Source organism: Proteus sp. G2300 (assembly GCF_009915965.1).
In the GTDB taxonomy this organism is placed as follows: Bacteria; Pseudomonadota; Gammaproteobacteria; order Enterobacterales; family Enterobacteriaceae; genus Proteus; species Proteus vulgaris.
Genome location: NZ_JAABNK010000005.1, coordinates 246,463 through 270,734 on the forward strand (window position 1 = coordinate 246,463; position 24,272 = coordinate 270,734).

20 protein-coding genes are annotated in these 24,272 nt (G+C 38.6%); 9 read left to right on the top strand and 11 right to left on the bottom strand.

What is annotated here, in order from left to right:
- Positions 1-161 precede the first annotated feature (161 nt).
- Both yajL and panE read right to left on the bottom strand, forming a co-directional pair.
- Positions 162-779 carry a protein deglycase YajL gene (yajL, locus tag GWI97_RS03385; RefSeq protein ID WP_036932896.1) on the bottom strand — a complete coding sequence of 206 codons (618 nt, stop codon included), beginning with the start codon at positions 777-779 and terminating at the stop codon, positions 162-164.
- Positions 748-1,668 carry a 2-dehydropantoate 2-reductase gene (panE, locus tag GWI97_RS03390; RefSeq protein WP_036932895.1) on the bottom strand — a complete coding sequence of 307 codons (921 nt, stop codon included), beginning with the start codon at positions 1,666-1,668 and terminating at the stop codon, positions 748-750. Before panE ends, yajL begins: the two co-directional genes overlap by 32 nt.
- Before the next feature lie 227 nt (positions 1,669-1,895).
- On the opposite strand from panE, the gene GWI97_RS03395 reads away from it, so the two are divergent.
- Positions 1,896-2,387, top strand: coding sequence for a YajQ family cyclic di-GMP-binding protein (locus GWI97_RS03395; RefSeq protein ID WP_036932894.1), 492 nt, complete (start codon positions 1,896-1,898; stop codon positions 2,385-2,387).
- A gap of 50 nt (positions 2,388-2,437) precedes the next feature.
- On the opposite strand, the gene GWI97_RS03400 is transcribed toward GWI97_RS03395, so the two are convergent.
- The 7 genes from GWI97_RS03400 to GWI97_RS03430 form a co-directional block, all read right to left on the bottom strand.
- Positions 2,438-3,811 carry an MFS transporter gene (locus tag GWI97_RS03400; RefSeq protein ID WP_036932893.1) on the bottom strand — a complete coding sequence of 458 codons (1,374 nt, stop codon included), beginning with the start codon at positions 3,809-3,811 and terminating at the stop codon, positions 2,438-2,440.
- Positions 3,812-3,984: 173 nt separating this feature from the next.
- The gene (gene cyoE / locus GWI97_RS03405) at positions 3,985-4,869 is read right to left on the bottom strand and encodes a heme o synthase (protein ID WP_087803036.1); all 885 of its coding nucleotides are present in this window, start codon (positions 4,867-4,869) and stop codon (positions 3,985-3,987) included.
- A gap of 11 nt (positions 4,870-4,880) precedes the next feature.
- Positions 4,881-5,213 carry a cytochrome o ubiquinol oxidase subunit IV gene (locus tag GWI97_RS03410; protein ID WP_036932891.1) on the bottom strand — a complete coding sequence of 111 codons (333 nt, stop codon included), beginning with the start codon at positions 5,211-5,213 and terminating at the stop codon, positions 4,881-4,883.
- The gene (locus GWI97_RS03415) at positions 5,213-5,824 is read right to left on the bottom strand and encodes a cytochrome o ubiquinol oxidase subunit III (protein WP_036932890.1); all 612 of its coding nucleotides are present in this window, start codon (positions 5,822-5,824) and stop codon (positions 5,213-5,215) included. The genes GWI97_RS03410 and GWI97_RS03415 overlap by 1 nt, the downstream gene beginning before the upstream one ends.
- Positions 5,824-7,806 carry a cytochrome o ubiquinol oxidase subunit I gene (gene cyoB, locus GWI97_RS03420; RefSeq protein WP_036932889.1) on the bottom strand — a complete coding sequence of 661 codons (1,983 nt, stop codon included), beginning with the start codon at positions 7,804-7,806 and terminating at the stop codon, positions 5,824-5,826. Before cyoB ends, GWI97_RS03415 begins: the two co-directional genes overlap by 1 nt.
- Positions 7,807-7,810: 4 nt before the next feature.
- Complete coding sequence (cyoA, locus tag GWI97_RS03425; protein ID WP_036932888.1) at positions 7,811-8,761, bottom strand: cytochrome o ubiquinol oxidase subunit II; 951 nt, start codon at positions 8,759-8,761, stop codon at positions 7,811-7,813.
- 496 nt (positions 8,762-9,257) lie between these two features.
- Complete coding sequence (locus GWI97_RS03430) at positions 9,258-10,019, bottom strand: nucleoside-specific channel-forming Tsx family protein (protein ID WP_036932887.1); 762 nt, start codon at positions 10,017-10,019, stop codon at positions 9,258-9,260.
- 367 nt (positions 10,020-10,386) lie between these two features.
- On the opposite strand from GWI97_RS03430, the gene dbpA reads away from it, so the two are divergent.
- Positions 10,387-11,760, top strand: a complete 1,374-nt coding sequence (gene dbpA / locus GWI97_RS03435; RefSeq protein ID WP_036932886.1) for an ATP-dependent RNA helicase DbpA — start codon at positions 10,387-10,389, stop codon at positions 11,758-11,760.
- Positions 11,761-11,851: 91 nt separating this feature from the next.
- Here dbpA and ampG read toward each other — a convergent pair whose 3' ends face one another.
- Entirely contained in the window at positions 11,852-13,372 is a 1,521-nt protein-coding gene (gene ampG / locus GWI97_RS03440) for a muropeptide MFS transporter AmpG (protein ID WP_036932885.1), read from the bottom strand.
- Positions 13,373-13,428: 56 nt separating this feature from the next.
- The gene (locus GWI97_RS03445) at positions 13,429-14,007 is read right to left on the bottom strand and encodes a YajG family lipoprotein (protein ID WP_036932884.1); all 579 of its coding nucleotides are present in this window, start codon (positions 14,005-14,007) and stop codon (positions 13,429-13,431) included.
- A 339-nt stretch (positions 14,008-14,346) separates the two neighbouring features.
- Here GWI97_RS03445 and bolA point away from each other — a divergent pair, with 339 nt between their 5' ends.
- From bolA to ppiD, 7 genes are all read left to right on the top strand, one after another.
- Positions 14,347-14,661, top strand: a complete 315-nt coding sequence (gene bolA, locus GWI97_RS03450) for a transcriptional regulator BolA (RefSeq protein WP_036932883.1) — start codon at positions 14,347-14,349, stop codon at positions 14,659-14,661.
- Between the two features lie 321 nt (positions 14,662-14,982).
- Positions 14,983-16,287, top strand: coding sequence for a trigger factor (gene tig, locus GWI97_RS03455; RefSeq protein WP_036932882.1), 1,305 nt, complete (start codon positions 14,983-14,985; stop codon positions 16,285-16,287).
- 257 nt (positions 16,288-16,544) lie between these two features.
- Positions 16,545-17,168 (top strand): ATP-dependent Clp endopeptidase proteolytic subunit ClpP, encoded by a 624-nt coding sequence (gene clpP, locus GWI97_RS03460; RefSeq protein WP_004245088.1) that lies wholly within the window; start codon positions 16,545-16,547, stop codon positions 17,166-17,168.
- A 144-nt stretch (positions 17,169-17,312) separates the two neighbouring features.
- Positions 17,313-18,584, top strand: coding sequence for an ATP-dependent protease ATP-binding subunit ClpX (gene clpX, locus GWI97_RS03465; protein ID WP_036932880.1), 1,272 nt, complete (start codon positions 17,313-17,315; stop codon positions 18,582-18,584).
- 259 nt (positions 18,585-18,843) lie between these two features.
- On the top strand, positions 18,844-21,204 hold the full coding sequence (lon, locus tag GWI97_RS03470; protein WP_036932879.1) for an endopeptidase La: 2,361 nt from the start codon (positions 18,844-18,846) through the stop codon (positions 21,202-21,204).
- Between the two features lie 215 nt (positions 21,205-21,419).
- The gene (gene hupB / locus GWI97_RS03475) at positions 21,420-21,695 is read left to right on the top strand and encodes a nucleoid-associated protein HU-beta (RefSeq protein ID WP_036911695.1); all 276 of its coding nucleotides are present in this window, start codon (positions 21,420-21,422) and stop codon (positions 21,693-21,695) included.
- Between the two features lie 462 nt (positions 21,696-22,157).
- Positions 22,158-24,035: a peptidylprolyl isomerase gene (gene ppiD / locus GWI97_RS03480; protein ID WP_087802974.1), complete on the top strand. Its 1,878-nt coding sequence runs from the start codon at positions 22,158-22,160 to the stop codon at positions 24,033-24,035.
- Positions 24,036-24,272 lie beyond the last annotated feature (237 nt).

The following is a 24,272-nucleotide window of genomic DNA, read 5'->3' on the forward strand; positions in this document are numbered from 1 at the left end:
ATCTATACCCGGAAGATTGTATCCTTATATATTAATTGAGTAACTAAATTTGTTTATAATAATATTAGCATGTTGAAAGCATTCTAAATATAAAGAATATCAGGAATGAAACTAGAACCACTTAAACAATATTTATATTTTAAACAGTTCTAGTTATTTTTCTATCTATCCCCGAACCCAGTAAATTCATCTCGGTAATTATAAATACCGGGTGGTAATACAAGTTGTTTGGCAACATCGGCAGCGACTTCTTTACCTTTTAAGCGTTCGATAATTTTTAGTGCAAAATCGATAGATGTTGCGGGCGCTTGGCTAGTAATTAAGTTTACTCTTTCATCAAAATAGACTCGGTAATCAACCCATTTTTTCGGTGATATTTTATCTTTTAATGCAGGGAAGCCTGTCATATTTCCAATAGGAAAAATATTATGAGTTTCAAGAATGATTGCAGGAGCAGCACAAATCGCAGCCACAAGTTTATTTTCACTGTGCATGCGACGTACTTTTTCGACCACTAAAGGGCTATCTCTCAATGTTTCAGTACCTTGTAATCCACCGGGGAGAATAATAACGTCATAGTGATGATCAACAACACGAACTAGAGGCGCATCAGCGACAAGTTTAATACCACGAGAACAAGTGATAACAAGATCATCAACATCATCTTCTGCACTAGCAAGTACCACATGAATGCCCGCTCTTATTAATAAGTCTGCGGTGGTCACGACTTCTGTTTCTTCGCTTCCATTAGCTAGGCAGATGATCGCTGATATGGTCATAATTACCTTCCTGTTGTTTGATAAATTGAAAAAGGTGGTTATTTTCCGGTAAAACAAGGCCTTGCGCTGACGCTCGACGTAATAAATAACCGGTAATATAGTCAATCTCTGTGTGACGTTGATACTTCACATCTTGATACATAGATGAATAATTATTTGCCGTTTGTTCTATGGTATCAATAATGTAGCCATGCAGATGTGTTTTAGACGTAGGGATAACACCTTCACGCTCCATCACTTGATAAACTTCATCACAAATTTTGTGAATATGCTCAGGGTAGCGCAATAAATCCCCATTACGACACTGATAATAAACAGTTAATGGATTAATAACACAATTTACAGCTAATTTTAGCCAACTAATGGTATGGATATCATTGTGCCAAGCAACATCGGGTAATGCATGATGAAGTATTTCTGCTAAATGACTGTATTGCTGAGCAACACTATTTAATGGGCCAATATGTGTTATACCTGTAGCTGTGTGAATAACGTTCTGGCCTTGTTGATAAGCACCATGAGTAATAATGCCTTGCAAAATGGGTCTAGTGATAAGGTGTTGTGTTGCTGTTAATTCATCAGCAGTTCCCATACCATTATGAATTAATAAGATAGGACATTGTGCGGATAAATAAGGTAGAAGTGCATTTACAGCATCTGAGACTTGCCACGATTTTAAGCAAACAATAAGTAATTCGCTTTGTTTTAACCATTCAAGTTGATTCGCGATAATGCGCTGATAAAAAGGCTCACCATTAATATTATCGACACTCACATCTAAAAAAGGTTGTGGCACTCTTAGCCAGCCTTGTACTTCATGAGTTTGAAGTGTTAATGCGGCGATCCAAAGTTTACCTATTGAACCACATCCTAAAACGGTAATTTTCATTGTGCCTCTTCTTTTAAAAATCGTAATAGAGTAAGGCGGTGACTTGCTATCACTAGAGTATCTTTCTGAAATTATAACATTGATTGTGCTTCTCTGTTTAAAGTATGTTTGCTCTTTACTATCAGTATGAATTTGAGTGATAAAGTCGTTATTGAATGTGCAATGCTTTTTTGCAACCTTAAAAGAAGCTATTATTTGGATTGTATTTATTTATTGAGGAAGAAAGAATGCCATCTTTTGATATCGTATCTGAAGTTGACTTACATGAAGTGCGTAATGCGGTGGAAAACGCACAACGTGAACTGACTACTCGTTGGGATTTTCGTAATGTCGAAGCCAGTTTTGAATTAAACGAAAAAGCAGAGTCAGTGAAAACAACCAGCGTATCTGAATTTCAAGTTCAGCAATTATTAGATATTCTGCGTGAGAAAATGGCAAAAAGAGGGATCGATGGTGCAGTATTAAATATCCCCGAAGAAATGACTCACAGTGGAAAAATGTACAGCGTAGAAGCCACTTTAAAACAAGGGATTGATACTGTATTAGCAAAGAAAATTGTTAAGTTAATTAAAGACAGTAAATTAAAAGTACAAGCTCAAATTCAAGGTGAACAAGTTCGTGTTACAGGCAAATCCCGTGATGATTTACAAGCTGTAATGAAATTAGTCCGAGAAGGTGAGCTAGGGCAGCCATTCCAATTTAATAACTTCCGTGACTAACAATTTATTTAGTCATAAAAATGCGCTGTTTATTCAGCGCATTTTTGTTTTCATTCTATAGAAGAGATTAAGGACTCTAATGTTGCTCTCGGTGTTTGTTTGGTGTCCACTTTGATATAGGCGCTTTGCTCATCAGCAATAATCACAACTTCATTAACACCTGGTTGTTGTTTAAATATTTGTTGTAGTTTTTGTTGCTGACCTAAAGACAGATTAGACGGTAATTCAATACGTAAACTGCTAACATAAGCGGGTTGACGTAAGGTTAAACTAATCAAAAACCAAATAATGCCAATCACTAAACAGCCTAGAAATACGATTTGTGCATCATAATGCTGATAAAGCCATCCACCTAAAATACCTCCCAATGCCACACCTAAAAATTGGCTGGTGGAATAAATTCCCATTGCTGTACCTTTATAGCCAGCGGGTGCTTCTTTACTAATTAATGAAGGTAGTAGTGCTTCCATAATATTAAAGCCAATAAAAAAGACCTGAATGCCAGCAATAATTAGCCATAAACTAGAGTCAGAGCTTATTAAAATAACTTGAGCGATAATCAGTAAAAAGATACAGAATAAGAAAACCTGTTTCATTTTACGTTTTTTTTCTGCGTAGATAATAAAAGGCAATACAGTAATAAAAGCGATAAGCATGGTGACAAGATAAACAATCCAGTGTTTTTCTTTTGCTAAACCGGCGCTATTCATAACCAGAGGAAGCGCAACAAATGCAGCCATTAATAAAGTATGTAGTGAAAAAATACCCGTATTCAACTTAAGAAGCTGTGGGTCAAATAAGACTTTTTTTACACTGCCACGGACAAAACCAGATTCTCGATTAAGAATATGGTGTTCACTATTGGGAACGGTAAAAAGCGTAATAAGAATTCCACCAAAGGCAAGTAGGGCGATCCCCCAAAAGAGTCCATGTAAACCAAAAATATGTGTTAAGACTGGTCCTAAAACGAGGGCTAAAGCAAAGGTTATCCCAAAGCTGATACCGATAAAAGCCATCGCTTTTGTTCTATTTTGTTCCCGAGTTAAGTCAGACAGTAAAGCCATAACTGCGGCCGATATGGCTCCCGCACCTTGTAGCGCTCGACCAATAATAATGCCATAAATATTGTCACTCAGAGCGGCAATGAGACTTCCGACAATAAAAATAATTAGGCCGAAAACAATCATAGGTTTTCGACCAAATTTATCAGAGAAGATACCAAAAGGAATTTGGAATACCGCTTGTGTTAATCCATAAATACCGATGGCTAATCCAATGAGTGATTCTGTTGCATGCTGTAGTTGAAGCCCATAAGTGGTTAAAACAGGGAGTACCATAAACATGCCAAGCATGCGAAGAGAAAAAACAGTGCCTAGTCCCCATGTCGCTTTGCGCTCTAATGGGGTCATTTTATTATCATTCATGGATTACCTCGTATTACTGATACCCCATTGTAATGACATTTTATAACGAGGTTAATCAATAAATAGAATGCAAAAAAGCCAAAATTGTACTGATATCTTCTTAAGTCGTAAAAAAGGATAAAAAAAGACCAGTCAGAAGGCTGACTGGTCTTTCGGTTATTTTAATAAATACATTATCTTAGATAAGCAAGGACAGTTTCTGTTGAGCTTGTTGGATCAACCGACATCATTACACTTAATGAAGTGATTGCTACAATAGAGAAAATAAATAATTTTCGTGCCCACACTTTATCATTGGTTGCTTTGTAACCGGATAAAGCCATGCCTAACCACCAAATACTGACGGCTGAAGCGACTATCAGATATTTATAGCCTGCATATCCAACTAATGTCAGCATTAAGGTTGCAATCATAAATGCCAGAATATAAAGAATGATATGGCGTTTAGCGACTGAGATCCCCTTAATAACGGGCAATACTGGAATATTGGCTGCTTGATAGTCTTTAAATCGGAAAATCGCAATGGCATAAGAGTGAGGCATCTGCCACAAACTAAAGATAAGTAATAGGATTGCCGCACCCGCATCAAACTCACCGCTAACGGCACAATAACCGATAACAGGTGGTGCAGAGCCAGATAAACTTCCAATCAGCGTACCGTAAACAGATTTACGCTTCATGTAGAGGCTATAAACCCCAACATAAATAATAAAACCAAATACAGCGATAAACATTGCAAGCGGGTTGGCTGCTACATAGAGCAGCACAACACCTGCAATACCTAATACTGAGGCATAAATCAGGCTAATTCGAGGGTCAATTAATCCTTTAACTAATGGGCGATTCTTCGTTCTTTCCATGATACGGTCAATATCACGGTCAATATAGTTGTTAAAAACACAACCAGAAGCAACGACCAGAGACACCCCAAGTAGAGTCGCGACAAATAGGGGGTAGTCAATTTCACCTTTGGAGGCGAGAAGAAAACCACCTATTACAGAAATTAAATTTCCGAAAATAATTCCTGGTTTGGTGACTTGTAGGTATTGCTTAATCATAGCGACAACTCTTAATCCATCATCATATTGATGTTCAGGTTGTACATAATCCACAACGAGCCTACGACAACAATGCCGATAATAAGCAGTGTGAACAGGAATGCGACGACGTTCCAGCGCTCTTCTGATGACGTATTCATATGTAAGAAGCAGACTAAATGAACAATAATCTGCACAACTGCCATACCGACAACGGTCCATAGAATGGTTGCTGGTGTCGCTGTTCCTTCCATCACCATCCAAAATGGAATAACGGTGAGGATAACAGACAGAATAAAGCCAATCAGATAAGACTTCATGCTGCCGTGGCTTGCGCCTGAAGGAGAAGTATTTGGATGACTCATTACATCGCTCCCATCAGATAAACTACGGTGAACACACAAATCCAGACAACGTCAAGGAAGTGCCAGAACAGACTTAAACAGCTTAAACGAGTACGGTTAACTTCAGTTAAACCACGGCGTGATACTTGGATCATCATAATCACAATCCAAATTAAACCTGCTGTTACGTGAAGGCCGTGCGTTGAAACTAATGCAAAGAATGCAGATAAGAATGCACTGCGATCTGGGCCATAACCTTCTGCAATCAATTCATGGAATTCGTAAACTTCCATGATGACGAAACCTAAGCCGAATAAGAAAGTGACAAATAACCACAGATTAACTTGGCTAACACTGCCTTTATTCATGCTCAGCATAGCGAAACCAAAAGTAATACTACTAAACAGCAGTAAGAAGGTTTCAACTAAAACAAAAGGTAAGCTAAAAATTTCTTTACCAGAAGGACCGTCTGCAATCCCGTTGACAAGCACCGCATAAGTGGCAAATAAGCTGGCAAACAGGATAAGGTCGCTCATTAGGTAGATCCAGAAGCCGAAAACTTTCGTCGCTCCTGCATCGTGGTGCCCATGATGCTCATGGGCGTTTGTGTTATTTACAGTTTGAGTAGACATTATTTTACACCTGCTTTTTTCAGTTCTTCATAATGCTTATTCTCGATAGCTTCAATTTCAGGTACTGGGACATAGTAATCGACATCTGTATCGAAGCTTTTCACGATCCAAGTGACAATCATGCCAGCGAAACCAACGATAGCTAACCACCAGATATGCCAGATCATGGCAAAGCCAAGGACTAAGCTGAATGCTGAAATAATCACACCTGCGCCTGTATTTTTTGGCATATGGATGGGTTCGTATTTCGTTGGGCGCTGGTAAGCAGTGCCTTTTTCTTTTTGATCCCACCACTCATCACGAGTTTGCACATTAGGTTCAACAGCGAAGTTGTAGAAAGGTGCAGGTGAAGAAATTGACCACTCGAGAGTACGTCCACCCCATGGATCGCCCGTTAAATCACGGTTTTGATCACGGTCGCGAATACTTACGTAAATTTGGATAACCTGGCAAGCAATACCGATAGCAATTAGTGCAGCTCCCCCAGCGGCAACTAGTAGCATTGGGTTAAATTCTGGATTGATATTTTGGCTTAAACGACGAGTCATACCCATAAAGCCAAGAATATACAGTGGCATAAAGGCCATAAAGAACCCGATAAACCAGAACCAGAATGCACGAATCCCCCATTTTTCATTTAGGGTGAAACCGAATGCTTTAGGGAACCAGTAAGTCATACCAGCGAAACAGCCGAACACTACACCACCGATAATCACGTTATGGAAGTGAGCAATTAAGAATAAACTGTTATGTAAAACAAAGTTTGCACCCGGAACGGCTAACAGAACGCCGGTCATTCCCCCTACAGAGAAGGTAATAAGGAAACCGATAGTCCATAACATTGGGCTTTTGTATTCGATACGACCTTGATACATCGTAAACAGCCAGTTAAAGATCTTAACCCCTGTCGGTATGGCGATGATCATGGTGGCGATACCAAAGAAGGCGTTTACGTTAGCGCCAGAGCCCATGGTAAAGAAGTGGTGTAACCAAACGATAAATGATAATACGGTAATTACAACAGTCGCACCGACTAATGAGGTATAACCAAATAACCGTTTTTTAGAGAAAGTTGCCGTGACTTCAGAGAACACGCCAAAGACAGGCAGAACAAGGATATAAACTTCTGGATGACCCCAAGCCCATACGAGGTTGATATACATCATCATGTTACCGCCCATATCATTGGTAAAGAAGTGTGTACCAAGATAGCGGTCTAACGTTAACAATGTAATCGTGACGGTTAAAATAGGGAATGCTGCGATAATCAGGACGTTAGTACATAAAGCCGCCCAAGAGAATACTGGCATTTTCATCATGCTCATACCCGGCGCACGCATACGCAAGATAGTCGCGAAGAAGTTAACCCCTGTTAGAAGTGTACCAATACCAGATATCTGTAAACTCCATATCCAATAATCGACCCCGACTCCTGGGTTATATTCCAAGCCTGAAAGTGGTGGATAAGCTAACCAACCTGTTTGCGCGAATTCACCAATACCTAAAGAGATGTTGATTAACAACACACCCACGACAAAGAACCAGAAGCTTAATGAGTTTAGGAATGGGAATGCCACATCACGAGCACCAATCTGTAAAGGTACAACGAGGTTCATCAGACCCACAACAAAAGGTGTTGCCATGAAGAAAATCATGATAACGCCGTGTGCGGTAAAAATCTGATCATAGTGATGAGGAGGTAAGAAGCCTGCTTCACCTGCAGAGGCGAGTGCTTGTTGGCTTCTCATCATAATGGCATCGGCAAAGCCACGGAACATCATGACCATTGCAACGATGATATACATAATACCAATTTTTTTATGGTCAACGCTGGTTAACCATTCGCTCCACAACCATTTCCATTTACGAAAATAAGTTAGTGCACCAACAACAGCAAGCCCACCAAGAACAATACCGAGTAAAGTGACTACGATAATTGGTTCATGTAGCGGGATTGCATCAAGAGTTAATTTTCCGAACATGCCTTTATTCCTCTGCTCCTGCATGCGCCGCATGGCCCATGTTCATATTCATTGTTGCATCAGCATGTGCTGTCTGATTGCTACTGGTGTGAGCGCCATGACCAGTGTGACCAAATTTAGAAATGGTCTCTTGGAATAGCATTGGCTTCACGCTTGAATAGTAGGTCACTGGATTTTTCTGGCTTGGTTTAGCAAGTTCATTAAATGCAGCAGTGGTATTTAACGTATCTGATGATTGTTTTACTTTCTCAACCCATGCATCAAAACCAGCACGATCAGGCGTTGCTATTGCTGTAAACTTCATATCAGAGAAACCATGCCCACTATAGCTTGCTGATATTCCTGGGTATTCTCCAGGCTCGTTAGCAATTAGGTGAAGTTTGGTCTGCATTCCAGCCATCGCATAGATTTGGCCACCTAAGCGAGGGATAAAGAATGAGTTCATGACGGAGTCAGACGTGATTTTGAAATTAACAGGCACATTAGCAGGAAACGCTAATTCATTGACTGTTGCAATACCTTGTTCTGGATAGATAAACAACCATTTCCAATCCATTGAAATAACTTCAATAGTGATTGGTTTTTCTGTGGACTCTAAAGGCTTGTAAGGATCAAGCTCATGGGTTGTTTTCCAAGTGATGCTAGCCAAAATCACGATAATGATAATTGGCACAGTCCAAACAACGAGTTCAATTTTATTTGAGTGAGCCCAGTTTGGGCGGTAGGTAGCTTTTGTATTGGATTCACGGTAGCGATAAGCGAAAACAATCACCATCAATATTACCGGTATCACAACAATCAACATTAAACCAAGTGCAATGAGGATTAATGTTTTTTGCTCAGCGCCGATAGCGCCTTTGGGATCCATTAACGCCATCTCACAGCCACTTAATAAGAGCGTGGCTACTAATAGCGAAAATGTCCCAATACTTTTTATGTATTTCATAAGTCTCATCCAACGACCTAAATGACAAAGGTTCTATTGTTGTTTCATCAGTATCAGTAAGGACATTTTACGGTAAGGTTGCGACAGTGTAAACAATTGTAATGGTAAGTAAGGTGTTGGTTAGTCTTTTGTGTTAATGTGATCACAAGTAACTGGGTTATTAAATAATTGTTAACTTAATTATTAGATCTTAACGATAATTTCATAAAGTACCATACTTATAAAATAAATACATATTTTTACAAATAAAAATGCAGTAAAAAGTGTAAGAAAACGTATTTTGAGTAAAAAAGTAGCAATAGGGAGGTCGGAGGAGAGTTTGTGAGATAAATTCTTTTTATTTTGACGTTTAATATTTAAATTTGTCTACTACATAATTTTTAATATCGATAATAGATTGTTTGTTGAATGTTTATATCCAATGAGAACATTTTACTTTAAGTGAGAAAAAAGAATTACAGCGGATAAAAACCAATCCGCTGTAATAAAAATTAACAATTTTCTATCAGAAATTATATTTCAAGCTATATACAATACCGTCTTGCAGAAAATTCTCTCCTAGCTTTTTATAAGCATAACGATATTGAATACCAGTAGTGATAGATGTTGTTGGATGCCACCAAATGGCTAAAGCGCCATTAATGCCATTTTTACCTCCATTGCCATAACGTTTATGTCTCTGAAACTCCATTTCATGCCAGTTTGTCAGGCTAAATTTTTGATTTTTTATATTAAAATCATACCCTGCAATCCAACCAGCGACATAACCGTTGTTACCTGAATATTTAGACTGGTCGACATAATGAAGGGCAATAAAAGGTTTGAACCACAAATTAGCAATTTGTGTGTTATAGCCAAAACCGTAAAGTGTATTTACTTCATGGAAGTTGCCACCGTATTTTTTACCGGGAAGTGACCATGTTCCATAAACATGTCCATATAAATTAAAGTTACTATTACCTAAATAAATACGAGCGGTGCTTTTGACGGTATAGCGCTGATTATCTCCTGGCTGAGTTTCTTTTTTATTAAAGGGGTTTTCTAAATCGAAAAAACCATAAAACTCTCCCCATGAAAAATTGGCGCCACCTTCAAGTTCTAAATAGGCAAAATCATCTTTATGGGACGTTTTGCCAGTTTTGTGTGTGGTATGTGTTGTCCAATCTAAGTAGTTAATACTGGTGCTGGCAAATCCTCCTAAATAACTTGCTTGAGAAGATAAAGAGAATGTTGTTGCGATGACAAACAAAAATGGTTTTTTGATCATAAATTTTCTCGATGGTTTATGGTCGATTATAGTTGCGGTGAATGTTTAGCTTTTCTTTTTTATTAGAATAATAAACTATAAAAATCCATTTTCTAGAAATTAGATGTTTAAATGAGATCTGTTTCTGGAATTTTTATATTAGTTTAAAAAATAGGAAGTTTTGTATTTTTTATTTGTTTTTTCGAGTTAATAGTAAAAATAAAAAAAAGAACACGTGAAAAGAAGAGGAAATTTAAGAAGATAATGATAGAAAAAGGTGCTTAGATTAAAAAGTAATATGAACAGTGAAAAAATACCTCACGACACAAGAATGAAGGGGTAGTATCATTAGTTAATATTTATTTTTATCTTACTTGGAATTTTCATTGTGACCTCATTTGCTGAACTTAACGCACTGCCTGCTGAACAACTCGCTAATCTTAATGAATTGGGTTATTTAACTATGACTTCTGTTCAAGAAGCTGCTTTACCCGCTATTCTTGCAGGAAAAGACGTCCGTGCTCAGGCAAAAACAGGTAGTGGTAAAACGGCGGCTTTTGGTTTGGGCGTATTACAACATATTGATGCAAAACAGTTTAATACCCAATCACTAATCTTATGCCCAACGAGAGAGCTTGCTGATCAGGTTGCAAATGAATTACGTCGCCTTGCTCGTTATTTACCTAATATTAAAGTATTAACTTTATGCGGGGGAGTTCCCTTTAGTATTCAACGTGATTCATTAATTCACGCAGCTCACATTATTGTGGCGACACCGGGGAGATTGCTCGATCACTTGAAAAAAGAGACGGTCACTTTAGATGATGTAAAAACATTAGTACTGGATGAAGCTGATAGAATGCTGGATATGGGTTTTTTTGATGATATCAATGATATTATTTCTCGTATACCAACGGCTCGCCAAACACTACTTTTTTCTGCAACATGGCCAAATGAAATCGCTACAATTAGCCGTAAAATACAGCAAAATCCGATTACTATTGAAATAAATTCAGTTGATGAGCTTCCTGCTGTTGAACAGCAATTTTATGAAATATCGCGTCATGGCAAAATAGGGTTATTGCAAAAATTATTAAGTCGTGAGCAACCCGCCTCTTGTGTGGTGTTCTGTAATACAAAAAGAGATTGCCAAGATGTGTATGAAACACTGACAGAAAGCAATCAGAGTGTGCTTGCATTACATGGCGATATGGAGCAACGGGAACGTGACCAAACTTTAATTCGTTTTTCTAATGGTAGCTGTCGTGTGTTAGTGGCAACAGATGTTGCAGCTCGTGGGCTTGATATTAAAGCGTTGGAAATGGTGATTAATTACGAATTATCGTGGGATCCTGAAGTGCATGTTCACCGTATTGGCCGTACAGCAAGAGCGGGTGAAAGCGGATTAGCAATTAGTTTTTGTGCTCCCGAAGAAATTCAGCGTGCTAATGCATTAGAAGAAATGCTTCATATGAAGATAAATTGGCTACCTGTCCCTAGTGGTCTGCAAATCACCCCACTTGAGGCGATGATGGCAACATTATGTATTGATGGTGGTAAAAAAGCTAAAATGCGTCCGGGTGATATTTTAGGCGCATTAACTGGGGATATGGGGTTTAGTGGTGCTGATATTGGCAAAATTATGATTAATCAGACCCATGCTTATGTTGCGGTAAAACAATCTATTGCTAAACAAGTTTGGAAGCAGTTACAACAAGGCAAAATTAAAGGTAAATCAGTTAAAGTAAGACTATTTAGATAAATAAAATAATCAGTAACTGTTTTTGTTAAGATAAAGAAAAAGGACAGCTTAGGCTGTCCTTTTCTCATTAACATACAGAAATATAACGAAACTAGTGTGTTGTTTTTCTGAGTGCTAAATAATCTAATATTGTACCAACAACGAGACTTACGGCACCAATAATGACACCATATAAAAAGAGTGATGATGCCCAATGACTTAATAATTTAATATTGATTGATTGAATAAAATCAATAGATTGAAATAGTTCTAAGCTTGGCAGTGAGTTAGTAATAACTAGTATTAAGCTACAAATAAAGAAGAGTACGGCCAGTATCAAACCATAGAGAGCAAAACGGTATTGTTTTATAAATTGTGTTCTTCTAAGAAATTCGCCCGTTTTTTGCGTATAAATAAGTGTGTTTTTTGAAATTAGCAGTAGGATAAGACCAGGAACAGAAGCAATGATAGAGAAAATATAAAAGGCTTCCCAACCGTGACTTTCAACATACCAACCTGCAACAGGGCCAACATAAACACGACCTATAGCAGAGAGTGCAGAAAGAAGAGCAAATTGTGTTGCTGAAAAGGAGAGGTGACATAGTGTCATTAATAAAGCAACAAATGCTGCAGTTCCCATACCGCCACAAATATTTTCAAAGGCAACCACAGCACCCATGCTATAAATGCTTTGTTCTGAGACGGCGAGATACCAATATCCAATATTTGAGCCACCTTGTAAAATACCAAAAACCATCAGAGCTTTAAATAAGCTCCAGCGACGCATTAATAAACCACCTAATAATGCACCCACAATAGTGGCAGCAAGTCCTAGTGTTTTATTAACTAATCCGACTTCACCAGCATCAAATCCAGCACCACGAATCAGAAAGGTTGTACTTAAACTAAGGGCAAACGCATCGCCCATTTTATAAAGTACAATAAGTAGTAAAATTAACCATGCATTATTACGAGAGAAAAATTCATATAAAGGCTCAATAACTGCTTCATAGAGTGTACGAGGTGGTTTTACGGCGGTTTCTGGCTCTTGGGCAAGTAGTGTGGCAAGAATACCTACGCCCATTAAGGCTGCCATTAACCAGTACATGTTTTGCCAGCCAATATATTTATCAGCAAGCCAAAGCGCCATTCCGCCAGAAACAAGCATTGCTATGCGATAACCTAATACAGAAACCGCAGCACCAGTACCGCGCTCATCGGCTTTTAATATATCCGTTTTATAGGCATCAAAAACAATATCTTGTGAGGCAGAGCAAAAAGCAACAATAACCGCTAAAGAGGCAAGCCACCATAAATGGTCATTAGGATTTAAAAAACCCATTCCCGCAATACCGAGTATTAACCCTATTTGGGTGAGTAACATCCATCCTCGACGTCGACCAAGAAAAGAAGGGGTATAGCGATCCATAAAAGGCGACCAAAGAAATTTAAAAACATAAGCTTGTCCCACCAATGAGAAGAAACCGATGGTTTTTAAATCAATATTTTCTACTGTCATCCACGCTTGTAATGTACCTGCTGTTAACGCCAGTGGTAACCCAGAAGTAAAGCCAAGTAACAGAAGAATAAATGATTTATACCAAGTGGTTTGTTTGAAGGCGGGCTGAACCATGCAAAATTCCTTTCAACGACCTGTTTTAGACAACAGGCCGTTTATTTTAAATAAAATTAACGAGCGTTAGATTTGATAAATTGACTGATTGAGGCGTCTTTTGCCATATCGCTAACAAGTTCACTTAAGACATTGTTAATCGCAGCCGCAATTTTCTCATTGGTTGCACCAAATGGACCCTGAACATTGTAGCTAGTACGGAATGTTTTGGTATTGGAACTGCCATTTGGTAAGGTGACGATAACGGAAATATCTGCTTTGGCACTGATATTATGACGAACACTACCTTCGCCAACATCTGCATTGAGTTTATTGATAACAATAATCACATCAGCACTAGCAGGAGAACCCACCATAAAACCACGGGCTGTCATTTGTTTTTGCAACACTTCTTGCATTAAAAATGCAATATCACGTGTTGGAACAAGTACTTCTAGTTTTCCGTTACGGTTAATTTCCGCGAGGTTTTTTGATGGACGTTTGTCTTGGCTTGAAATATTCAGTGAGATTGGGCGCATAGTGGGATCGGCCGCAGGAACTGACATCACAGGCTCAATAGAAAGTTTGTTACTAGGAGTTGCACAACCTGAAAGCAGTGTTAATGCAAAAACAGCACAGAGTAAATTTTTAATCATGAGGTCATCTCGGTTAAATATGTCTGTTGTCTTAACAAGTAGAATAGGCTTCAAACTTTAGCCTATCATACCACTGCTGATAGGTTGCTAATATCCCTTTAACGAACGAAATTATCTGATTTTATCAATTGATTTTATTTCAAATTACCCCCATTTTTGCTCATGCATTTGACAATATTTAGTCAATGGTTTTACTCAAGATGAAAAATAAGCGATTATCATCAGCAAAATTAAAAAGAATAAGCTCATCATTTTGTATTGATAAAGACTTTATCAATATAATCTGGTCAACTTATTTTTTGTTCGCCATGATATAAAGGCAGAGTATTAGGGGCAGAGATGATCCGTGATAATATTGAGAATAAGCTGATTTCGCGCTTTTCACCGCATTTTTTACAAGTAATAAACGAAAGCCATCGCCATAATGTGCCTGAAGGCTCTGAAAGCCACTTTAAAGTCATTATCGTTAGTGATGAATTTAATGACAAACGCAGTGTTTCACGCCATCGCGATGTGTATCAAACTTTAGCGCACGAAATGGAAAATGGTGTTCATGCACTTGCATTGCACACTTTTACGTTGAATGAATGGAATGAACAACAGGATAAGGCATTACGCTCTCCTGGATGTCGTGGTGGAAGCCAAGAAGATTAACGATATTGTCGTTAATCATGAGTAAATAGATCCTAAGATGCGTATTTTTTGTTCTTTGTAGAGGGAAAAAGGGGCGACTTACTCGATTTTATGAAAAAATTGAGGAATAAAACGGCTCTTTCTCGACTCAACCCCTCTAGATCGTTATAATGTCGCGTCTAATTTTCAGTAAGGTTTCGGGATGCTTCTGATATCAGGGATCCTCGTTTTTTTAAATGTGGCGGCCCCGGTTCTGAAAGGAAAATAACTCTCAATATGCCAATGTCATATTAGTTTCCTTTAAAGTAGACCGAGCACTAAAACTTATTTTGAGGTAACAAGATGCAAGTTTCTGTTGAAACGACTCAAGGCCTAGGGCGTCGTGTCACAATCACCGTACCAGCCGCTGATATCCAAACTGCTGTAGACAGTGAACTGAAAAAAGCTGCTAAAACTGTTCGCATTGATGGTTTCCGTAAAGGTCACGTTCCAATGTCTATGGTTAAACAGCGTTACGGTATGTCTGTACTGAATGATGTTCTCGGTGATTTAATGTCGCGTAATTTCATTAACGCTATCATCGAAAACAAAGTAAACCCAGTTGGCGCGCCTGACTACAAACCAGAGCAATACAAAGAAGGTGAAGACTTTGTTTACTCTGTGGAATTCGAAGTTTTCCCAGAAATCGAACTGAAAGGTCTGGAAAGCATTGAAGTTGTAAAACCTGTTGTCACTGTTAAAGACGAAGACGTTGATAACATGTTAGAAACACTGCGTAAGCAACAAGCAGAGTGGAAAGACAAAGACGGCGCAGTTGCTGCAGAAGATCGCGTAACTGTTGATTTCAACGGTTCTATTGACGGTGAAGAATTCGAAGGCGGAAAAGCTGAAGATTTCGTACTGGCAATGGGGCAAGGTCGTATGATCCCAGGTTTTGAAGAAGGTGTTATCGGTCATAAAGCTGGTGAAGAATTCACAATTGATGTGACGTTCCCGGAAGATTACCACGCTGAAAACCTGAAAGGTAAAAAAGCACAATTCGCTATCAACCTGAAAAAAGTTGAAGAGCGTGAACTGCCAGAATTAACGGAAGAGTTCATCAAGCGTTTTGGTATTGCTGATGGTTCTGTTGATGGTTTACGTGCAGAAGTACGTAAAAACATGGAACGTGAACTGAAAAATGCAATCCGTACTCGTGTTAAAACACAAGTTATTGATGGCTTAGTTAAAGCGAACGAAGTTGACGTACCTGCAGCCGCTGTAGACAGCGAAATTGAAGTACTGCAACGTCAAGCAGCTCAACGCTTTGGTGGTGACGAGAAGCAAGCTCTGCAATTACCACGTGAACTGTTCGAAGAACAAGCTAAACGTCGTGTAATCGTTGGATTACTGTTAGGTGAAGTGATCAATAGTAATGAACTGAAAGCAGAAGAAGAACGTGTTAATACATTGATCGACGAAATGGCTTCAGCTTACGAAGATCCATCAGAAGTTGTTGAGTTCTACAACAAGAACGAACAACTGATGAATAACATCCGTAATCTTGCATTAGAAGAGCAAGCGGTAGAAAAAATCTTAGCAAATGCTAAAGTAACTGAAAAAGAAACTAACTTCACTGAACTGATGAATGAAGTTCAAATGGGTTAATTCTTAACCGCGAATATCGGTTTTAAGCAAAAACCCGTGGTTTTTACCACGGGTTTTTTTCAGTTTGTATATATTTATCAAAATTTGCCTTGAAATCTGAGCGATTATCTCCAGATAATTCTATATTCTCTTTATCACTCCTCGCGAGGCGCCTTGAATGTCTTGTGAGAGATTAGATCATTAGAAATGGTCATGATCAATTATCTCAAGTAAAATTGTTGTCATTGGCACCAATAAGAATGCAATAGGAGACAGACATGTCATTTAACGACACACAGGAACAATTCGCACCTAATATGGCTCTGGTGCCGATGGTTATAGAGCAAACTTCGCGAGGAGAGCGTTCTTACGACATTTATTCACGTTTATTAAAAGAACGTATTATTTTCCTGACTGGCCAAGTTGAAGATCATATGGCGAACTTGATCGTCGCTCAAATGCTATTTTTAGAAGCAGAAAACCCAGAAAAAGACATCAATTTATATATTAACTCACCAGGTGGTGTGATTACAGCAGGTATGTCTATTTATGACACCATGCAATATATCAAAGCAGATGTCAGCACGATTTGCATGGGGCAAGCGTGCTCAATGGGCGCTTTCTTGCTATCAGCCGGTGCTAAGGGTAAACGTATTTGCTTACCTAATTCTCGTGTGATGATCCACCAACCACTGGGTGGTTACCAAGGTCAAGCAACAGATATTCAAATTCATGCGCAAGAAATTTTGAAAGTAAAATCGCGTATGAATGAGTTAATGGCTCAGCATACGGGGAAATCTATTGAAGAAATAGAAAGAGACACTGAGCGAGATCGTTTCTTATCCGCTAACGAAGCGTTAGAATACGGATTAGTGGATAAAGTCTATACACAACGTAGCTAATTATCGCGCGTTGTAATAGCAAATGAATTAATACGTTTCCTTTGTTAGTCAATAACATAAAGGAAGCGGCTATCAATATCTATGTAAAAAAGTCTTTCTTCTTCTTATAAATTGATAAGAAGAATAACTAAGTGAGGTTGACTGATGACAGATAAGCGCAAAGATAGCTCCGGGAAGCTTCTGTATTGCTCTTTCTGCGGTAAAAGCCAGCATGAAGTGAAAAAGTTAATTGCTGGTCCGTCGGTTTATATCTGTGATGAATGTGTTGACCTTTGTGTCGATATTATTCGTGAAGAAATAAAAGAACTGGCGCCTCATCATGAACGCAGTGAATTGCCGACGCCACATGAAATTCGTAAGCACCTTGATGACTATGTTATTGGTCAAGAATTGGCTAAAAAAGTTCTGGCTGTTGCCGTTTATAATCACTATAAACGCCTGCGTAATGGCGATAAAGCCAATGGTGTTGAGCTAGGGAAAAGTAATATTCTGCTGATTGGACCGACTGGTAGTGGTAAAACGCTATTAGCGGAAACATTAGCACGCTACCTTGATGTCCCTTTTACTATGGCAGATGCCACAACGCTGACAGAAGCGGGTTATGTGGGTGAAGATGTTGAAAACATTATTCAAAAACTGCTACAAAAATGTGATTACGACGTGCAAAAAGCACAACGTGGTATTGTTTATATTGATGAAATTGACAAGATCACACGTAAATCTGAAAATCCATCAATCACACGCGATGTGTCTGGTGAAGGTGTACAACAAGCATTATTGAAATTAGTTGAAGGGACAGTGGCTTCGGTTCCTCCGCAAGGAGGGCGTAAGCATCCACAACAAGAGTTTTTACAGGTTGATACTTCTAAAATCCTCTTCATTTGTGGTGGTGCATTTGCTGGTCTTGATAAAGTTGTTGCACAACGTTTAAATACACACTCAGGCATTGGCTTTGGCGCAGAAGTGAAAAGCCAAAAAGAGAAAGCCAGCGAAGGTGAACTATTAGCTCAAGTAGAGCCAGAAGATCTAATTAAATTTGGACTTATTCCTGAATTTATTGGACGTTTGCCTGTTGTTGCGACATTAGGTGAATTAAACGAAGATGCGTTGATCCAAATCTTACAAGAGCCTAAAAATGCGCTGACAAAACAATATCAGGCATTATTTAAGTTAGAAGGTGTGGATTTAGAATTTCGTAAAGAAGCACTGACCGCAATCGCGAAAAAAGCCATGGTACGTAAAACGGGTGCTCGTGGTTTACGTTCGATTGTTGAAGCTGCATTACTTGATACGATGTATGACCTTCCTTCATTTGAAAATGCAGAGAAAGTTGTTATTGATGAAGGTGTCATCAATGGAAAATCTGAGCCGTTGATTATTTATAGTCAACCAGAAAACCAGGCATCAGGTGAATAATGCATCGTAATTTGGCAATGTCTCTTATCTGACATTATCTGTAATTCTTTCCTAATTAGGCGAGAAATTTAAGATAAAGCGCGCCAACGCAATAAAAATGAGGGAATTTTCCCTCATTTTGTTTTTTTAATGGGTAAGGCTATTGAATGTCAGAAAAGTGCCCTTATATATTTTGACAATCCGTGGAATTAATTTTATTTGGTACATACGAATAAAATTACCTGTAAAAGCGTTAAGCTAAAAACGAAGAGAGAGCTCTATGAATCCTGAGCGTCCAGAATGTATTGAAATACCTGTATTGCCACTGCGTGATGTCGTTGTATATCCGCATATGGTGATCCCGTTGTTCGTTGGTCGTGAAAAATCAATTCATTGCTTAGAAGCGGCGATGAACGACAACAAACAAATTATGCTGGTTGCGCAGAAAGATGCATCTACTGACGAACCAGGTGTTAATGATCTTTTTTCTGTTGGTACAGTAGCGTCTGTTTTACAGATGCTAAAATTGCCTGATGGAACTGTGAAAGTCCTTGTTGAAGGTATTCGTCGTGCGAAAATTACGATGTTATCTGATAATGGCGAGTATTTTCAGGCGAAAGCAGAATACCTTGAAACGCCAGCTGTTGATGAGCGTGAACAAGAAGTTTTAAATCGTACGACGATTAATCAGTTTGAAGGTTATATCAAACTGAATAAAAAAATTCCGCCAGAGGTATTGGCCTCATTACACGCTATCGAAGAATCAGCAAAATTAGCAGATACCATTGCGTCTCATATGCCGCTGAAACTGAAAGATAAGCAAGCTGTACTTGAAATGTCTGATGTAACTGAACGCCTAGAGTATTTAATGGCGATGATGGAATCAGAAATCGATCTGCTACAAGTCGAAAAACGCATTCGTAATCGCGTTAAAAAGCAGATGGAAAAAAGTCAGCGAGAGTATTATCTCAATGAACAAATGAAAGCGATTCAAAAAGAGCTAGGTGAGATGGATGATGCGCCTGATGAAATGGAATCGCTGAAACGTAAAATCGATGCTGCAAAAATGCCCAAAGAGGCGAAAGAAAAGACAGAAGCGGAACTTCAGAAGTTAAAAATGATGTCGCCAATGTCAGCAGAAGCTACGGTTGTACGTAGTTATATCGACTGGATGGTTCAAGTTCCTTGGAATAGCCGTAGCAAAGTTAAAAAAGACTTAGTGAAAGCGCAAGAAGTGCTTGATACTGACCATTATGGTTTAGAACGAGTAAAAGAGCGTATCCTTGAATACCTCGCGGTACAGTCTCGTGTTAGCAAAATTAAAGGGCCAATTTTGTGTTTGGTAGGGCCTCCTGGTGTAGGTAAAACCTCACTAGGCCAATCCATTGCTAAAGCAACAGGCCGTAAATATGTTCGCATGGCGTTAGGTGGTGTGCGTGATGAAGCTGAAATACGTGGTCACCGCCGTACTTATATTGGTTCTATGCCGGGTAAATTAATTCAGAAAATGGCAAAAGTTGGCGTGAAAAACCCACTTTTCCTATTAGATGAAATTGACAAGATGTCATCAGATATGCGAGGCGATCCTGCATCTGCGCTGTTAGAGGTGTTAGATCCCGAACAAAATATCGCATTTAATGACCATTATCTGGAAGTTGATTACGATCTGTCTGATGTTATGTTTGTGGCGACATCTAATTCCATGAATATACCGGCACCGCTGTTAGATCGTATGGAAGTGATTCGTTTATCGGGTTATACCGAAGATGAAAAGCTGAACATTGCTAAACAGCACTTGTTACCAAAACAGATTGAACGTAATGCATTAAAACCAAATGAGCTGACAATTCATGACAGCGCCATTATGGGCATTATTCGTTATTACACTCGTGAAGCGGGTGTACGTAGTTTAGAACGTGAAATTTCTAAATTATGCCGTAAAGCCGTGAAACAACTGCTCATGGATAGCACCATCAAACATATTGAGATCAATGAAGATAATCTCAAAGACTACTTAGGTGTTCGTAAAGTCGACTATGGTCGTGCTGATACAGAAAACCGAGTAGGTATGGTAACAGGACTTGCATGGACTGAAGTTGGTGGCGATCTCCTGACAATTGAAACAGCGAGTGTACCGGGTAAAGGCAAGCTAACATTCACAGGTTCTTTAGGTGAAGTAATGCAAGAGTCTATCCAAGCGGCAATGACGGTTGTTCGTGCTCGCGCGGATAAGCTGGGTATCAATAGCGATTTCTATGAAAAACGCGATATACACGTTCACGTTCCTGAAGGGGCGACACCAAAAGATGGTCCAAGTGCGGGTATCGCAATGTGTACCGCATTGGTATCAAGCTTAACGGGTAACCCTGTTCGTTCTGATGTTGCTATGACGGGTGAAATTACGTTACGTGGACAAGTATTGCCAATTGGTGGACTGAAAGAAAAGTTACTTGCTGCACATCGTGGTGGAATTAAGACAGTTCTTATCCCAGATGAAAATAAACGTGATTTAGAAGAAATTCCTGAAAATATTGTTGCTGACCTGGATATTCATCCGGTGAAAACAATTGAGGAAGTTTTATCGTTAGCCCTACAAAACTCGCCATTTGGCGTGGAAATTGTGACGGATAAATCGCACTAAAGAGTGATACTAGTCATAAATTATAGCTAAAAAAAAAGGCTGGATAAGTAATAAAAGCTTGCCAGCCTTTTTTTGTGTCGCTAATTTAATGGGGATTTTAATTAAAAATGCTGTTTTATCGGTCTTGCTATATCTAAAAAGGCTTGATATAACGACGTTTGCAAAATTTGCCATTAATGGTGAAAAATAACGCATAAAATTATGGGGATGAAAGCGTGAATAAAACTCAACTGATCGACAAAATTGCTGCAAATGCAGATATCTCAAAAGCGGCAGCGGGTCGTGTTGTAGATGCTCTGGTTGCTTCTATCACTGAATCTTTACAAAAAGGTGATGATGTAGCGTTAGTAGGTTTCGGTACTTTTACTGTCCGTGATCGTGCAGCTCGTACTGGCCGTAACCCACAAACAGGTAAAGAAATTCAAATTGAAGCTGCAAAAGTTCCTGCATTCCGTGCGGGTAAAGGCTTAAAAGACGCAGTTAATCAATAATAGTTGAACGAACTTTCTGCCAAAGAGTTATTAATTTAACGTTATGGATAAACAGAAAACGACTCAATTAAAAAATGAAGCGCATCTTTTTGAGATGCGCTTTTCTTTTTTTAGACGTTAAATCACGATTAAACCTTGAATTCTCTAGCGATAAGACGTGAAACTAAAGTAGTCATTTGATAGAATATCGCGTTGTTCTATAACTAAAATAGACAACAATGAATGATTCAGTGGTTAATCAAATCAATGAATCAAATATTGCTGTTTAGTTTTATTAGCGATAGAAGTGCGTGTTAAGACTGTATATTGAATACGGGACTGGCTGTTTTTAATGATTGTCGCGTGTCGCGATATTTTGATATTAAGCCAGCATGGGCATATTATCTTTTCGCTGTGCTCAAAATAGTCGTGTAACACTCATAAAAATAATTTTTATTTCACCAAACGGAGCCTCGTCTCGTTATGATGGACAACATTCGTTCAACTGCTAATAATCCCTTTATCAAGATTTTATTAGCTGTGATCATCCTCTCTTTCGTCCTAACTGGTGTGGGCGGATATCTTTTTAGTTCTGGCGTTAATGATGCTGCGGAAGTTAACGGATATAAAATTAGCCGTTCTCAATTAGAACAAGCTTACCAGCAACGTCGTGCTCAGTTGCAACAAGATATGGGTGAAAACTTTGCTGCTCTTGCTTCATCAGAAGAAGGGCAGAAACTGATCCGCCAACAATCACTTGATTTATTGATTAATCAAGCATTACTTGATCAATTTGCACAAAACCTCGGTATTTCAGCGGGTGATCAACAAATTAGAGATGCAATTTTTGCACTTCCTTACTTTCAAACTGATGGTAAATTTGACAATAAGAAATACGTCGATTTATTGAAAGGCAATAATATTGATGCAGATGCATTTGCGGAAGGTATTCGCCAAAATCTGATTAATCAGCAAGTGAGATTCTCTATTCAAGGTACTGATTTTGCCTTAGATAGCGAAGTTAAAGAATTTGCGGGACTGATGCTACAAAGCCGTAATGTACGTTTAGCGTCATTAGATATTCAGCCATTCCTTGAAAAAGAAACGGCATCTGATGATGAAGTGAAGGCGTTCTATGAACAAAATAACCAAATGTTTATCGCGCCAGAGCAATTTAAAGTGAGTTATATCCAATTAAATGCTCAAAAAGATCTTAATGGTATTAACATTACTGATGATGAAGCGAAAGCGTATTACGACAGCAATATTGATGAATTTACTGCCGCAGGACAGAAACAATACAGCATTTTAGTATTAGCTGATGAAGCAGCAGCTAAAGCCGCAGCAGAAGAACTGAAAAAAGGTGCTGATTTCGTTACGTTAGTCAAAGAAAAATCAATTGATACGTTCTCTGCAAAACAAAATGGTTCTTTAGGTTGGATAACTATTGGACAAGAGTTGCCAGAACTGGCTAAGGCAAGTTTGACTGAAAAAGGTCAAATTTCTGCACCTGTTAAAATTAGCAATGGTTACGCAATTTTCCGCCTTGATGACATTAAACAATCTGTTGTAAAACCGTTTGATGAAGTCAAAACAGATTTATTGGCAAAAATGCGTGAAAACAAAGCCATTGATGATTTCTTTGCATTACAACAGAAAGTGAGCCAAGCGGCTTCTAATGATAACGATACATTAGCACCTGCAGCTAAAGCAGGTAATGTGACTGTTGTTGATACAGATTGGTTTGACGAAAATACCGTACCAGCACCATTAAATAATGAAAAGCTGACCCAATTAATATTTGGTGGTTCATTAGTTGATGAAAATGGCCCTACGGGCATGAATTCAGATATGGTAACGTTAGGTAATGATAGTGCATTTGTCGTGCGTGTAGAAGGTTATAAGCCTTCAGCGAGTCTACCGTTAGATAAAGTACGTGATCAAGTTGTTATGCTGGTTAAACAGCAAAAAGCATCACAAGCAATGAATGCACAAGCTCAAAAACTGTTAGCTGCATTGAAAGAAGGCAAAGGTGAAGAAGCACTGAAAGCTGCAAATATTTCGTTTGGTAATGAAGAAAGCATGGTGCACTCATCTGCAACAGATGTGGTACAAACCGCTATTTTTGCTATGCCAAAACCAGCTGAAGGTAAAAAAGAGTATAGTATGACTAATGTACCTGGTACTAAAGTCGTCCTTATTCAATTAGATAGCGTAACAGATGGCAAGCCAACATCAGAGCAATTAGAGTTTATGACTAACCTCTATCGTGCACAGATGGGAGAAGAAGCCTTACAATTGATTTTACGTGACTTAAAAGACAACGCTAAAATTGAGATCTTCGACAAAGACTATCAATAAGTTATCTTTAAACTTAAACAAAAGACCCAGCTTAGGCTGGGTTTTTTTATGGATATTAAATATTGATATAGTGTGTTTATATCTATTTTTTCTTAAAACAGGATATTTGGGAGCAGCCCCGATAATTTTTTTGTAACTCTATCTTTATTCATTTTATTTTTCCTGTTTCCTCGATATTTTATTTTTATGTAATTGTATATTTATCAATATGTTGTCATCATTTCTTGGCATTCAGGA